The sequence below is a fragment of the Pedobacter gandavensis genome, from assembly GCF_014172405.1.
GTDB lineage: Bacteria > Bacteroidota > Bacteroidia > Sphingobacteriales > Sphingobacteriaceae > Pedobacter > Pedobacter gandavensis.
This window is the reverse complement of sequence record NZ_WNXC01000001.1, coordinates 1,388,938-1,403,816: the sequence shown is the minus strand read 5'-3', so window position 1 is coordinate 1,403,816 and position 14,879 is coordinate 1,388,938. Positions and strand designations below refer to the sequence as shown.

The following is a 14,879-nucleotide window of genomic DNA, read 5'->3' as shown; positions in this document are numbered from 1 at the left end:
TGACCAAAAATACTAAAATCGCAGGTTTATTTTTAAGGAAATAAACAACAGGTATTTGAAATGGAGTGTAACCCGCTGTGTGTTAGTGTTCAACTTAACTTTGTAAACCTTTACAAGGATAGCTGTTGAGAGAAAATAAATGAAGAATATCATTGCTTTTTTTTTAAAAAAAAGAAAAAAAAATCCCGTTGAAGAAACGGGAAGGAGGGTCATAGGGGTTTAATGCCTGTAATTGTGGCGTTCTATACCCAATAGTGTACAAAAAAAGCCGCTTTGTAGCAGCTCTCTTGTTTTATTATTTCTTTTCTGGTCCTTTTTCTGGGGCCTTTTCCGGTGGAGTAGATACAATCTCCCCGAATTCATTCACATAAGCCATCATGCTTTCCAGATCACCACCAGTAGAATTTTGTTGACGCTCTTGCTTGCGATGTTCTTTATCTTCTTTTTTCTTCTGCCTGTTTTTTTCTAGTTGCTTCTTCATGAAGGTAGCCTGAGATTTAGCCATAAATTCAATGTATTAGTTAAAAAATAACCTTCTCCTCTGGTTTTACCTTATTCTATGGTGCTTAATTATTTGATTCCTCTATGAATCAATAATGGCTAGAATGTAATTTAATTCTCGGGAGGCAACGGATCAGCAACCTGGAGAAATTGAAACCTAATCAAAGATTGATCAGTGGGTAAGTAGTAAGAGAATAGTTGTAATGATATCCCGTTTCATGCAAATATAAACATTTTTAAGTTCATAATCAATTCTGAACATTGTTAAATCGTGGTTATTGAGGAAAGCTGATGTTTGAACGTCTTTTAGGGCTTAATGTGAATGAATCTAAATTGCAATCAGCCGCGGTGTTTGAGTTTGCAATTTCTATTTTTGTCAAAAATATTTAAAGATGTCAAAAACGAAATTAACCATAAATAACAACGGATCTGTAAAGATCGAAGGAGACTTTGAAATTGTAGATATGCAAGGAAATGAATATGGATTGCAAGGTAGAACAACCTTGTCGATCTGTCGTTGTGGATTGTCTGCTAACAAACCTTTCTGTGATGGCGCACACCGCGGTCATTTTGAGCATGAAGCCGTTGCTTTCGAACTTCCTCCAAGAAAAGTTTAAATCAGGCGATTGTCAGCCCATTAGAAAATAGGGTGTCCAATTAATTTTGGGCACCCTATTTTGTTTTATAGCTTCATGTTTCGCCGTCATTTCCGCAAAGCTCAGCGGACTTTTCTGCCTGGTATCTGAAACCCTGGTGTTGGCTTTGATTTTAGCAGGGTTATTAATTAGTAGTTAATTGCTGATTGCGTTAAATTTTACTTTTCTGTAGTCATGCAGCTCTTTTGTTGTGGTTTTGCTATTGTTTTGCTTGAGCAAAGGAAAAGCAAAACAATAGCAAAAGAAAAGCAAAACAATAGCAAAACAAATAGCCTTGTTTGGACGGTTAAAATACGGGTAGAAAACAGTCTTTTCTACCCGTATTTTATATTAAATAAGGAGGTGTTTAGGAGAGAAGTCTATAAAAAATCGATTCGAATGAGTTGGAAATAATATTTTCCCCGTAAGAGATTATTCTATTTTTTTTAGAAAACATGCGCTGAGCTGCTTGCTCAAGAAAAAGCTATTTTTTAAGTGTTAAGGTGTAGCTTGCACTGATCTTTGCTTTGATGGTATCTGTAGTTGGTTTTCTAAACTTAATTACCAGACTGTATTTTAAATTTCCTAAGTTAAGGTATTCTTTAAGGAGCTCTTCCTTCATCACCGGTGTTAGCGTGAAGATTCTGCTGACTGCATCTATTGAACCTGTATTCACAACCTTGGCCAAACTGTCTCTTTTTAGTCCGTTGTTGAGGTTGAGCATAATGGACCCAATATTGCTGAAGTTGTTTTTAGTGTCAACACTGTCTTTTGTTTTCGGCACATAGGTGATGCTGATATTCGAAAGTCGGACATTGGTAATGTTATCCAGGCCGAAGGTCTCTCCACCCAGGTTATTGATTTCGTTGATGATGTTTACGGTAGTAGGTAGGTCATTGATGATTGCCGAATCTTGACTTGATGCCTTAGGGGGGATGGAAAACAATATGGAGTCTGGCTTAATAATGACGTCGCGCTGGATGCTTTCTGAGATTTTATTGCAGGCAGATAAAGCCAGTAGAAGGGTAGCTGCTATTAAAAGTAAGTTCGCTTTCATAATAACAAAAGTACATATTAAGAGGCAGATTCATAAAGCAGATGATAAAGTTTTGATTTGCCTTAGATCAAGGGGCCAGCAGGTAAGAGAATTCAATCTGGCTGTGCACTTGGCCGATGGTTCCTGAGGCTGGTTCTGGGCTGCTGCAGACGCTGAATTTCTGACATTAAATTTCCCTTGATTCGCTTACTAAGCAAGAGTTGCACTGGTGGATTCTTTAAGTTGAAAGCAGCGTGCAGCATTGTTTTTTTTTGAGGAGAAATTTGGATCTCTCCTCAAGAATTGAAATCCTGAATCGAGCTGGGAATGGTTTGAATAGCGGGGGAGATGGGAGTGTGCACCAAGTGTAGAAAGCTGTTCCAATTAGCTAAGAAATGGGAGGGAAGACTGTGTTTTTGGAAGATAATAGTTACCTTTATTGCTGCCCTCTATTTGTGCTGCTGAAACCCCTTGAAACTCAAAACCTCCCTAATATTTGGCTAATTTAGCGCGCCATATAAAGTTTTGTATACTACATTAACTGTTTGTTTTTCAGTGTATTTAGTTGGTTTTTGTTAATGTATTACTGAATATAGGGTGAATTTTGAGTTCCTTTTTAAGGCTTTTTTTGCAGAATTAAATTCTGCTATGATGTTAAATCTATTGTTTTACAGATAGTTAGGTGTCTGGATGTCTACTAATATTGCTGGCGTTGATAAGCTGCTGAAAAATCAGCTCTCATGCCTTTGAATCTTGCCACGACAGTTGCGATGAACTCCTCGTCCAGGATCTGGAAAATCTCATTTGCTCCACCGCCCGTAAGGTCTAGTTCTGATAATTTGTAGCTCTGCTCCAGTCCACCTTGTTCGAATTTAATGATGTATTTCTGGTTCATGTTGAACAGGGTGATTTTGCATTCTGGATGCGGTAGTTCTGCGATTACTCTCATGTGATGTGGTTATAAAAAGGGCCGTCTTCAAGCGAGTTAAAGACGGCCCGATAGTTTAAAATTTGACTTATAATTTAACGCCCATTTCCTTGATCAGATAGTCGGCTTTGTCGATTTTTGAAGCTACCCATAATACGTAACGGATGTCTACTCCAATCGATCTGCTGTAGCTTTCGTTCCAGGCATAATCATTGATTGTTGCGCCATAAGCGCGGTCAAAGTTGACACCGATCAGTTCGCCATAAGCGTTCATGATTGGTGATCCTGAATTCCCTCCGGTGGTATCCATGTTGTATAAGAAAGCAACCGGAACATCGTTCAGGTCTTTTTTAGCATATGGACCGAAGTCTTTAGCGTCCCATAGGGCCTTGATTTGTGCAGGGTAACCGAAATCTGGGTTTCCGGTAGTTCCTTTCTCTAGAATGCCTTTAACGGTGGTGTATGGCCTCATGTAAGACGCGTCTGCAGCCCAGTATCCTCTTACGTATCCGTAGGTAAGTCGCAGGGTGCTGTTGGCATCAGGAATGAAGTCCTTTTTCATGAATTTCTCTTTTACGTTCACGTAATCCCCCATTAGCTTGTTTAGAAGGCCCTCTCTGCGGTCCTTCTCGGGCTTGATTTCAGTGATTTGTTTCGCAATGTCCCTTTCAAACAACAATAAGCCGTCGTTGTAATCAGCAATTGATTTAGGTGATTTTAATAGGGTATTCATCACGTAAGATTCGTCTTTAAGCTTGCTTAATCCGATGCTGTTGTCAATAAATTGGTCAATAACCGTGTTGCTATTGGTTCCTTTGCTGGTGATTTTGTTTACTGCAGTTACTTTTTGCATCGGATTGAACGCTGCGGCATCTGAAAGCATTCTTTTCAAGATCTTTTTGTCAACATCCAGGTCGTATGCTTCGTAATTTGCAGCCAGACTTTGTTTAAGTTTGTCGATGTTTTTGTCAAAGAAAGCTTGTTTCTGAGCTACTGGCTGAGCATCAAGCGCGGCTTTGAAGGTGTTGATGTTTCTGGATACACCCAATAAGCTGGTTGAATTGTAGATTTGAGAGAACCATAGATCTCTTTGTGCATCTCCGTTGATCAGTTTGTATAGGTTGTCAATATCTGTCATTAATGTGCCGTATTTTGCTTTAACGTCTACATTGTTGTTGATGAATTCGGCAAGTGCAGCGTCTTCTTGTTTTTTCTGAGCAATCAGGTCAATTCCTTTTAATCCTTGAAGTTTGCCTCTGTAGTTCTTTAGTACATTGGCATTTCTCTTGATTCTGGTAGCCAGCTTAATCTCTGTGGTTTTGTCTTTCTTACCTGCATTTTCCATGGTGGTATTCTGGAAATCATACAGTTCTGAGGTGTATGGCAATAAGAATTGTTGCTGGTATTGGATGAATTCAGCCGGACGGTGGCGGAAAGTTTTTCCGGGGTAGCCCAGAATGAATACAAAATCTTCCTCGTTTGTGCCTTTTGGATTCACTTTAAGGAATTTCTTAGGGCTGTAAGGAACATTATCTTTAGAATACTTTGCTGGAGAACCATCTTTAGCTACATAAGCACGCATAAAAGAGAAGTCTCCGGTATGACGTGGCCATACCCAATTGTCGGTTTCCCCTCCAAATTCGCCAATCTGACGGTTAGGTACGTATACGAGTCTAACGTCCTGGATGGTTTTGTAGCGGAAAAGTACATAGGTCTTTCCGATGAACATTTCCGATACTTCCGCTTTGATGCTTGGGTCTTTCTTTTCCGCTTCCAAAGCAATGTTTTTCATCGTATTGTTGATGATTTGTAGCCTTGAAGCTGGGTCTTCTATTTGTGCTACAGCACCTAGTACTTTGTCTGATACATCTTCGTAGCTGTCCGTGATGCGGCAGGTTAGTCCTTTTGCTTCAATTTCTTCTTCGTGTGATTTGGCTACAAATCCATTGGTCAGGTAATCGTGTTCTGGTGTACTGGCCAATTGTACAGCACTGAAAGCGCAGTGGTGGTTGGTGATGATCAGGCCTTCTCCGGAAACAAAGGATCCGGTGCATCCTCCTACGTTCACCAATGCGTCTACCAGACTGGTGCCGTTAGGATTGTAAATTTCATTTTGATTTATCTTTAAGCCTGCTTTCTTTAGGTCAAGTTTGCTAATCTCGCTTAAAGGAAACATCCCTTCGTCCCAAAGCTTATAGCTGGAGAAGACCGCGCCAAAAGCGAGCAGGGAAGTCATTAATAAGATTTTCTTATTCATTTCGTTGGTGTATGTGATTATAAAACCACAAACTTAGATAAAATTTCGCAATTGAATTTTATTGCTTTTACGTGCTGATGGCAACAATAGTATCAGGCTTTTGTATCTTTGGGTAGTAAAAAAGCAGATATGGCAGAAGATTTAAAGATAGTAACAGATATAAGTAAAGAGGCTCAATACCGCTCTTTGATTCCTCAGATTGAAGCATTGATTAGCGGGGAAACGGATCAAATCGCGAATTTGGCAAACATCGCTGCTGCCTTAAAAGAGCAGTTCAATTGGTTCTGGGTGGGTTTTTACCTGGTGAAAAATGATCAGTTGGTTTTAGGTCCGTTTCAGGGTCCGGTAGCCTGTACCAGAATTCACAAAGGAAAAGGAGTTTGTGGTGCTTCCTGGTTGCAAGAAGAAACCTTGATCGTGCCAGATGTGGATGCTTTTCCTGGGCATATTGCCTGTGCGAGTGCTTCCCGTTCAGAGATCGTTTTACCGATTTTCAAAGGGACTGAAGTGATCGGTGTGTTGGATGTTGATAGTGAGCATCTTGCTCATTTTGATGAAATTGATGCCAAATACCTAAAGGAAATAATTAACTTAATTCATGGCTAAATTACCTTTCTCTTTTTACCAGCGTGACGATGTAAATGCCTTGGCGATTTCGCTATTGGGTAAGCAACTTTTCACTTTTGTAGATGGGAAGCTGACTGCGGGTATAATTGTAGAAACGGAAGCTTATAAGGGAGTAGATGACAAAGCGTCTCATGCTTATGGTGGTCGTTTTACAGATCGCACTAAGGTGATGTATGAGCCCGGAGGCTTGTCTTATGTCTACCTTTGTTATGGGATTCATCATTTATTTAATGTGGTAACGGCTCAGAAAGGAACACCGCATGCGGTGTTGGTGCGTGGCTTAGAGCCGGTCATTGGAATAGATGTCATGTTGGAACGAAGAGGGATGGAGCAGTTGAAGCCTAACCTTACTGCAGGTCCCGGTGCCCTGGCGAAAGCAATGGGTATAGATCGTCGATTGAATGGTTTATCGCTTGATGGAGCAGAGATCTGGATAGAAGATGCGCCGGAAGACTGGCTTCCGGGGACGGTGGTTGCAAGTCACAGGGTGGGCGTCGCTTATGCAGATGACTATGCTTTTTTACCCTGGAGGTATTACCTGAAAGGAAATAAATATGTAAGTAAACCCAGGACCTGATTTAGCAAATTGGGGAAAGGTTGTGGATAACAAAAGGGCAGGTGTTTTATTTTATTTGCCTTTTTTATTGATATTTGAGACAATGAATTTTGACTATACTTTAGCGTTTGCAAAAGAACTGGATCAGGCAGATCCATTGGCCAGTCTTAGAAAAGATTTTCTATTTCCTAAGCAAAATGGTGAACAGTTTATATACTTGTGTGGTAATTCGTTAGGTTTGCAGCCTAAAGCGGCACGTGAGGTTTTAGAACAGCAGATGGCCAACTGGGAAAACCTTGCGGTAGAGGGGTGGTTTGAGGGAGAAGATCCCTGGATGTTCTACCATAAAGAATTGAAATCGTTGATGGCGCCCATCGTTGGAGCAAGTCCTTTAGAGGTTTGCCCGATGAACACGTTGACGGTAAATCTCCATTTGCTGATGGTGAGTTTTTATAAACCTCAGCCAGGTCGGTTCAAGATTATCATGGAGGCCGGTGCCTTTCCTTCCGATCAATATGCGATAGAGAGTCAGGTTCGTTTTCATGGGTATGATCCTAAAGAGGCCATTATTGAGGTGAGTCCAAGAGCAGGAGAATATACCTTGCATACCGAAGATATTATAGCGCAAATAGCAGAACATGGGGCAGAGATAGCCCTGGTACTGTTTGGCGGAGTCAATTACTTTACGGGCCAATGGTTCGATATGGAGGCGATCACGAAGGCAGGTCATGCGGCTGGTGCATTGGTTGGTTTTGATTTGGCTCATGCAGCAGGAAATGTGCCTTTGAAGTTGCACGACTGGGATATAGACTTTGCCTGTTGGTGCTCTTATAAATATCAGAACGCTGGACCAGGTGGAATCAGTGGTATTTTTGTCCATGAGAAACATTTTACTGATACAAGTTTGAATCGCTTTGCGGGCTGGTGGGGCTACCAGGAAGCGCAACGCTTTAAAATGGAGAAAGGCTTTGTGCCGGAGGCAGGTGCAGATGGATGGCAGGTGAGTTGTACACAGGTGATGCCTATGGCTTTGTACCATGCTTCGTTGAAAATCTTCGAGAAAGCAGGGTTCATGGAGACTTTGAGGATTAAGAGTGAAACTTTAACTGCTTATCTTATTTTTGCTGTTAATCAGGTGAATAAGGAATTGGGATTCGAGCAATTTAAGGTCATTACCCCAACTGAAGCTGCCGACCGTGGCGCCCAGGTTTCCATCATTGCAAAAGATAAGGGGAAGGAAATATTCCAACAACTGGTGGCACATCAGGTACTTGGCGACTGGCGGGAACCGAATGTGATTCGTCTTAGTCCGGTGCCTTTGTACAATTCTTTTGAAGATGTTTTTAAGACAGCTGAGCTGATGCTCAAAATTAGTAAGGAGATACTTATATGATCAATTATAACCCAAAAGATTGGGTAACCTTTATATTTCATATCGATCAGGCAGACGTTTTTAGAAAGCTATGGGCCTTGATGGTCAGTGTGGCACTCTTTTCTGCTGGTATTGCATTTTTAGAATTGAACTATCTGAAGCTTTCTGAAACACAATACGTAAAAAATATTGGGATGATGCACAGCTTACTGGGCTTTGTAATTTCCATGTTATTGGTGTTTAGAACGAATACTTCCTATGACAGGTGGTGGGAAGGCCGCCGGTTGTTAGGCGGATTGACCAACGTAAGTCGCAATTTTGCCATCAAAATCAAGTCTTTAAGGTTGAACAAGGAGGATGAGGAATTCTTTGAATATGCCATCCCCAAATTTGCCTTTGCACTGAAGGAACACCTGCGGGAAAAACAGTATTTCGGAAAGAATAGTTTGCTGATCGCAGTAGATGGTGGGAAGCATATTCCAATCCAGATTGCATCCAGTATATCTACCCGTGTTTACGATTTGTTAGCTGCCGGAAAGATCAGTAACGAACAGCTGATTATACTTAATGCAGATGTTGAGAAGTTCATGGATATCTGTGGTGGTTGTGAGCGAATTAGAAGAACGCCAATCCCATATTCTTACAGTGCTTTTATCAAGAAATTCATCTTCGTTTATGTGATTACTTTACCTATCGGATGGGTCTTCAGTTTGGGTTATTATGTGGTGCCGATTGTACCCTTTATCCTCTATGTTTTGGCTGGTTTGGAGCTGATCGCTGAAGAGATTGAGGATCCTTTTGGAGAGGATGCGAACGATCTTCCTGTGGATGATATTTGCAATAATATTGAGAAGCATGTGGGGGAGATTTTAAACTAAATGGGGAGAATCGCCTGGCATCCTTTATTTGCCCATCCCTTGCCTGAAGGCCATCGTTTTCCGATGTTAAAATATGAGTTGATTCCTGGACAATTGCTACATGAAGGCGTAATTAGTCCTAATGATCTTTTTGAACCAGAACCAGCCAATGAGGCAGCTGTATTGTTGGCACATGAGCCCGGCTATTGGGCGCAACTCAGGGATTTGACCTTAGCTCCAAGGGAACAAAGACGAATTGGATTTCCCTTAACGGCACAATTGCTGGAGCGGGAACTTCGGATCGCCCAGGGAACAATAGATACTGCAATCTACGCTCAGGAGAATGGAATTGCCTTTAATGTGGCTGGTGGTACGCACCATGCCGGAAGTAATTGGGGTGAAGGCTTCTGTTTATTGAACGATCAGGCGATCGCTGCAAGTTTCTTATTAAATAAAGGCTTGTCGCAACGCATCTTAATCATAGATTTGGATGTACATCAGGGAAATGGTACCGCAGAGATTTTTGAAAAGGAAGATCGGGTATTTACTTTTTCTATGCATGGGGAGAAGAATTTCCCCTTTAGAAAGGAGGTTTCAGACCTTGATATCCCGCTGGAAGATGGATTAAAGGATGATCAGTTTTTAAGGAAACTGGAAGCTGCTCTTCCGGAACTCTTAAAACATCAACCTGATTTTGTGTTTTACCTGTCTGGCGTAGATGTGCTGGAAAGTGATAAGCTGGGCAAACTGGCTTTATCAAAAGAAGGCTGTAAAACCCGGGACAAGATGGTTTTTACGTTTTGTAAAGAAAACAACCTGCCTGTACAGGTGAGCATGGGCGGGGGCTATTCCCCAAACATCCGGGACATTGTGGAGGCACATTGTCATACTTTTAAAATTGGTTTAGATATTTTTGAATAATTATGAAGATTGTAATTGCAGAAAAACCCTCCGTAGGGCGTGAGTTAGCTAAAGTCTTCGGTGCTACGACAAAAAAAGATGGTTACATTGAAGGAAAAGGGTATTCGTTTACCTGGGCCTTTGGTCATTTACTTCAATTGGCGCCACCGCAGGAATATGGTTTTATTGGCTGGAGAAGGCAGCACCTGCCGATGTTACCCAAAAAGTTTAAACTGGCGATTCGTAAAATCAAGACCAAAGATGGTTTGGTGGAAGATCCCGGAGTAAGAAAACAATTGGATACCATCAAAATGTTGTTTGATGAAGCCACAGAAATCATTGTTGCGACGGATGCCGGGCGGGAAGGTGAACTGATTTTCCGCTATATCTACTATTTTCTGAAATGTAAAAAGCCTTTTAAAAGGCTCTGGATCTCTTCGCAAACTGACGAAGCGATTAAAGAAGGGTTTAGAAACCTGAAACCAGGAACAGATTACGATACGTTATTCAATTCTGCACATTGCAGGTCAGAGTCTGATTGGTTGGTCGGGATGAACGCAACCCAGGCCTTGAGTATTTCCGCAGGAAACCGCTCTGTACTTTCGTTGGGAAGGGTGCAAACCCCAACATTGGCCATGATTTGTTCCCGTTATCTGGAAATCAAAAATTTTGTGCCCCAAACGTATTACCAGCTGGCCATCCAGCTGGATAAAGATGGACAGCTCTTTAGAGCGATGTCTATCGCCAATTTTAGTAAGAAAGAAGAAGCGCAGGAGTTATTCGATAAAATCGAAGATGTAGCCTCGGGTTTCCCCAATGGTGGAAAGATTCTCAGCGTTGAAGCGAAACCAAGAAAAGAACCACCTCCACTATTACATGATTTAAGTAGCCTACAACAAGAAGGAAATAAAAAGAAGGGATTTACTGCTGATCAGACTTTGAGTTTGTTACAGGGCTTGTATGAGAGTAAATTGATCACTTATCCCCGTACTGGGAGTAGGTTTATCGGTGATGATGTTTTTGCTGGCGTTCCTGCGCTCATTGAAAAACTAAAAGACCATAAAGATTTTGGTAAACAAGCGGAGTTTCTAAGTACCGCCAAGCTGAGCAAGCGTAGTGTGAATGCGAAGAAAGTAACGGATCACCATGCGATTTTACCTACAGGTGAATCTCCTTATCAGCTGACTGGGGATAAACAAGCCATTTATGACATGGTAGTTGGGCGGATGCTGGAAGCATTCCACCAGGAATGTGTGAAGGAAATTACCAAAATAACGGTAGAATCGGGATCTGTATTTATCGCTAATGGTACAGTGATTCGTTCTGCGGGATGGAGATCAGTATTCAATGAGTCTGATGAAGAAAAGAAAGATGAGGAAAATCCGGCATTACCGAAAGTGAAGACAGGAGAGTTGTTGCCGGTGGTAAACAAGGCCTTCATGGAGAAACAAACTAAGCCTAAACCGATGTACAATGAGGCTTCGCTGTTGAAAGCTTTAGAAACTTCAGGTAAGGATATCGAAGATGAAGAGTTGCGTTATGCCATGAAAGATAGTGGTTTGGGAACTCCGGCCACCAGGGCGGCAATTATCGAAACGCTGATCAATAGAGAATATATCATTCGTGAAAAGAGGAATTTAGTGCCTACACCAAAAGGACTTGCCGTATATGACGTGGTGAAAGACCAAAAAATTGCGCAGGCAGAATTGACGGGTCAATGGGAAAAACGATTGGAAGAAATCCGTTCCGGAGCTTCCGTGGCTGATTTCAAAGCGGAGATTACAGAATATACCAAAGAGATAACAAATGAGATGTTATTGGCTGGAAATGGGCTTGCGGCTAAATTAGCGCCGGCACCAGCACCGGTAACACCAGCACCAGTTCCGGAAGCTAAATAAAAAGCAAGGAATTAAATGAAGAAGTTTATGTATATTATATTAGTGCTGATCGTGTTAATCAGTGGTTTTGCCTTTTGGGTGATGAGTTTGCCAGTGTTCGGCAGCTTGTCGGAAGGGACACGACTGGAGCGCATCAAAGCGTTGCCAAATTATAAAAATGGTGCCTTGGAGAATAAATCGCCAACGCCCATGAAACCAGATGAAGTGAGTTATTTGGATATGGTGATCGCCATGATCAAGGGGAATGAAAATTCAAGCCCAAAAAAGGCGCTCCCTCATGTGAAACCTGATTTTTCTAAATTAAGTGGGCTTAAAGTGATCTGGTTTGGCCACTCTTCTTACTTATTGCAAGTAGATGGACTTCATGTTCTGGTAGACCCGGTATTTTCGCCACGCACTTCGCCATTCTCTTTTTTAGGAAATAAGAATTATGAGGGGACGGATTTTGTAAAGACAGAAGATTTTCCAGCTTTAGATATCGTATTGATTACGCATGATCATTATGACCATATGGATCATCAAACCATCCTCAGATTGAAAGATAAAACGAAGCATTTTGTAACTTCTTTAGGTGCCGGTGCCCATTTGGAGCGATGGGGAATTCCTGCCGATAAAATTACAGAACTGGCTTGGGGAGAAACTGTAGAAAAAGATGGCCTGAAATTTTTAGCCAGATCTGCCAGACATTTTACCGGTCGGCTTTTCAAAAGAAACCAAAGCTTATGGTCGGCTTTTATACTTCAAACGCCAAATCATAAGCTTTATCTAGGTGGTGATTCCGGTTATGATACCCATTTTAAACAAGATGGAGAAAGCTACGGTCCATTTGACCTCGCGATTTTGGAATGTGGGCAGTACAATGTGAATTGGCCACTCATTCACATGTTTCCGGAACAAACGGTTCAGGCGGCAATAGATTTAAAGGCAAAAGTATTGTTGCCTGTGCATTGGGGGAAATTTACCCTGGCTTTGCACGATTGGAATGAACCGGTAATCAGAGCGGTAAAAAAGGCCGAAGAAATGAACCTGAAGATTACCACTCCAATGTTAGGAGAGGCTATTGTATTAGATCAGGAGTATCCTGTGAAAAGATGGTATCTGGATTAGGAAACAATATCTGGTTAAATCATGTTACCCTATAAAACTGATAATCATGAAAACTGATTTTGTAGAAATTTTTCAAACGATTAGAGCAACCATGCAACAATATGAAGCTCTGGGTTTCAACGACAGGGTGAATAGTGAAACTGCCTATGAATTGTGGACCGAAAAAGAGGTGCAGGTTGATGGTAAGAAGAGATTAGGGTGGTTTTTCGGCAGTGTGGTCATTGCAAAGGGTTATGTTGGTTTTTATTTTATGCCGATATATGTAGAACCAGAAATGAAAACTACTTTTGATCCTAAACTATTGAAGCATTTAAAAGGGAAGTCTTGTTTCCATATCAAAAAACTGGATTTTGAGCTGCTTTCGATGATTGAAAGCGCCTTGGCAGAAGGATTCAAATTATATAAAGAAAAGGGTTGGGTAGATTAAGACCAGTTTGGCAATTAGATTTTATTACCGCATTAACGGATAAGGGCATTGCCTTTACTGAAATAGAGGGGAATGAGCTGGTCTTTCTGGATCAGCAGCAGGTAGCCATACATTTGGTGTCCTTAAGAGATGGGGGGAGTCCTGCCGATTTCATCGCGCTACAAAAGACTTATCAAGAGCAAAGCTGCTATCTGGTTCATTTATGGGAAGATATTTGGCACAGTCGCAGGGAACAGGTATTGGGCAGAATAGCCTCTATCCTGGGTCGGAATAAAACGCTCCATGGTCGTAAAGGCAAAATCATAGCCATAACCCAGCTGCAGGCTGATGAGTTTCTCTTGAACCATCATTTACAGGGTTCTGCAAAAACAAAATATAAATTCGCATTGCTGATTGGGGAGGAAATTGTAGCAGTTGCGTTATTTAGTGCCGCCAGGCCGATGACGCGTATTGCAGTAGATTACCGTTCCTACGAATTGGTTCGCTTCGCGAGTCAGATTGGTTTTACGGTGACTGGTGGTTTTAGCAAACTGCTCAAACATTTCATTACCCTGGTCCAACCCAATGACCTGATGAGTTATGCAGACAGAGACTGGTCGCTGGGCAATGCCTACGCTTCTTCTGGCTTTGAACTGGTCAATGCAACAGAACCTTTGGCCTTATGGCTGGATTTAAAGGATTACAACCGGAAAACTTTGCTTCGATTGCCTGCAACGTTGCAGGAGGAATTGAAGATTCTGGAGGAAACCGAACAACAACAATTTTTAATCGCACAGCATTATCTTCCTGTGTTCAATACAGGGAATTTAAAATACATTTTATACTTGTAAATGGAGCAGAACCCACTACTGGTCATACTAGGGCCTACGGCCTCCGGAAAAACGAAGCTTGCGGTAAAGCTCGCGGAAGCACTTCATGCGGAGATTATTAGTGCCGATAGCAGGCAAGTTTTCAGAAATATGGACATCGGTACCGGAAAGGACCTTCAAGAGTACCATGTCAATGGAAAAGATATTCCTTATCACCTGATCAATATTAAAGAGGCAGGAGATAAATACAACGTAAACGAGTTTAAAGAAGATTTTTACCGGACTTTTGAAGCACTTACTGCGAAAAGAGTATTGCCTATTCTTTGTGGTGGTACAGGCATGTACATGCACAGCATCCTGCAAGCGCAGGAGTATACGGCGATCCCAGTAAATGAGCGGCTAAGAGCGGAGTTGCTACCTAAGCAAAAAGAGGAGTTGAGCGCCATGCTGTTGAATTATCCGAAAGCTATCGTAGCCCATGCCGACCTTTCTTCTCACAAACGACTGATTCGTGCCCTTGAGATTGCAGATTACTTGCAACACCATGATTTTAATCCGGTAAAAAGGCCTTTAATAACTCCTTTTATTGTCGGATTGCAAATTGATGTCGCGCTGCGCAGGGAAAAAATCCTGACCAGAATGGAAGCCAGGTTCAAAGCTGGCATGATCGAAGAGGTGAAAATGCTGCTGGAAATGGGAGTGGATCGGGAAATTTTAATTTTTTACGGATTGGAGTACAAGTTTATCATCGCTTACCTGGATGGTGAATTGGATTATGAAACACTAAAAGTACGTCTTGGAACGGCAATATGCCAGTTTTCGAAGCGCCAGATGACTTTTTTTAGGAAAATGGAGAAAGATGGGCTGAAGATTCATTGGTTTGATGCCACAGAAAATGAAGCGGATTTATATGGAAAAGTAATGACCGCTTACCAGCAGGATTTGTCTTTTTAAAAAAAAATATTTCTG

General features: G+C 41.6%; 15 protein-coding genes. 11 read left to right on the top strand and 4 right to left on the bottom strand.

Annotated features, from left to right (window positions below):
• Positions 1 to 295 precede the first annotated feature (295 nt).
• Positions 296 to 481, bottom strand: coding sequence for a hypothetical protein (locus GM920_RS05635; protein WP_231635066.1), 186 nt, complete (start codon positions 479 to 481; stop codon positions 296 to 298).
• Between the two features lie 412 nt (positions 482 to 893).
• Between GM920_RS05635 and GM920_RS05630 the strand changes: the two genes are divergently transcribed.
• Positions 894 to 1,118: a CDGSH iron-sulfur domain-containing protein gene (locus tag GM920_RS05630; RefSeq protein ID WP_182954273.1), complete on the top strand. Its 225-nt coding sequence runs from the start codon at positions 894 to 896 to the stop codon at positions 1,116 to 1,118.
• 502 nt (positions 1,119 to 1,620) lie between these two features.
• Here the strand turns inward: GM920_RS05630 and GM920_RS05625 are convergent.
• From GM920_RS05625 to GM920_RS05615, 3 genes are all read right to left on the bottom strand, one after another.
• Complete coding sequence (locus GM920_RS05625; RefSeq protein ID WP_182954271.1) at positions 1,621 to 2,193, bottom strand: hypothetical protein; 573 nt, start codon at positions 2,191 to 2,193, stop codon at positions 1,621 to 1,623.
• 676 nt (positions 2,194 to 2,869) lie between these two features.
• The gene (locus GM920_RS05620; RefSeq protein WP_182954269.1) at positions 2,870 to 3,121 is read right to left on the bottom strand and encodes a hypothetical protein; all 252 of its coding nucleotides are present in this window, start codon (positions 3,119 to 3,121) and stop codon (positions 2,870 to 2,872) included.
• A 67-nt stretch (positions 3,122 to 3,188) separates the two neighbouring features.
• Positions 3,189 to 5,357, bottom strand: coding sequence for a S46 family peptidase (locus GM920_RS05615; protein ID WP_182954266.1), 2,169 nt, complete (start codon positions 5,355 to 5,357; stop codon positions 3,189 to 3,191).
• A 129-nt stretch (positions 5,358 to 5,486) separates the two neighbouring features.
• Here GM920_RS05615 and GM920_RS05610 point away from each other — a divergent pair, with 129 nt between their 5' ends.
• The 10 genes from GM920_RS05610 (at position 5,487) to miaA (ending at position 14,864) form a co-directional block, all read left to right on the top strand.
• Positions 5,487 to 5,963 (top strand): GAF domain-containing protein, encoded by a 477-nt coding sequence (locus tag GM920_RS05610; RefSeq protein ID WP_182954264.1) that lies wholly within the window; start codon positions 5,487 to 5,489, stop codon positions 5,961 to 5,963.
• Positions 5,956 to 6,561, top strand: a complete 606-nt coding sequence (locus GM920_RS05605; RefSeq protein ID WP_182954262.1) for a DNA-3-methyladenine glycosylase — start codon at positions 5,956 to 5,958, stop codon at positions 6,559 to 6,561. Before GM920_RS05610 ends, GM920_RS05605 begins: the two co-directional genes overlap by 8 nt.
• A gap of 82 nt (positions 6,562 to 6,643) precedes the next feature.
• A complete protein-coding gene (kynU, locus tag GM920_RS05600; RefSeq protein ID WP_182954260.1) occupies positions 6,644 to 7,933 on the top strand; it encodes a kynureninase in 1,290 nt (429 codons plus the stop codon).
• Complete coding sequence (locus tag GM920_RS05595; RefSeq protein ID WP_182954257.1) at positions 7,930 to 8,790, top strand: bestrophin family protein; 861 nt, start codon at positions 7,930 to 7,932, stop codon at positions 8,788 to 8,790. The genes kynU and GM920_RS05595 overlap by 4 nt, the downstream gene beginning before the upstream one ends.
• Entirely contained in the window at positions 8,791 to 9,690 is a 900-nt protein-coding gene (locus GM920_RS05590; protein ID WP_182954255.1) for a histone deacetylase family protein, read from the top strand.
• 2 nt (positions 9,691 to 9,692) lie between these two features.
• Positions 9,693 to 11,567: a DNA topoisomerase III gene (topB, locus tag GM920_RS05585; protein ID WP_182954253.1), complete on the top strand. Its 1,875-nt coding sequence runs from the start codon at positions 9,693 to 9,695 to the stop codon at positions 11,565 to 11,567.
• Positions 11,568 to 11,594: 27 nt separating this feature from the next.
• Complete coding sequence (locus GM920_RS05580; RefSeq protein WP_235964444.1) at positions 11,595 to 12,674, top strand: MBL fold metallo-hydrolase; 1,080 nt, start codon at positions 11,595 to 11,597, stop codon at positions 12,672 to 12,674.
• 46 nt (positions 12,675 to 12,720) lie between these two features.
• On the top strand, positions 12,721 to 13,101 hold the full coding sequence (locus GM920_RS05575; protein WP_182954248.1) for a DUF1801 domain-containing protein: 381 nt from the start codon (positions 12,721 to 12,723) through the stop codon (positions 13,099 to 13,101).
• Complete coding sequence (locus GM920_RS05570; RefSeq protein WP_182954247.1) at positions 13,089 to 13,931, top strand: hypothetical protein; 843 nt, start codon at positions 13,089 to 13,091, stop codon at positions 13,929 to 13,931. The genes GM920_RS05575 and GM920_RS05570 overlap by 13 nt, the downstream gene beginning before the upstream one ends.
• A complete protein-coding gene (miaA, locus tag GM920_RS05565; protein ID WP_182954245.1) occupies positions 13,932 to 14,864 on the top strand; it encodes a tRNA (adenosine(37)-N6)-dimethylallyltransferase MiaA in 933 nt (310 codons plus the stop codon).
• Positions 14,865 to 14,879: the final 15 nt, after the last annotated feature.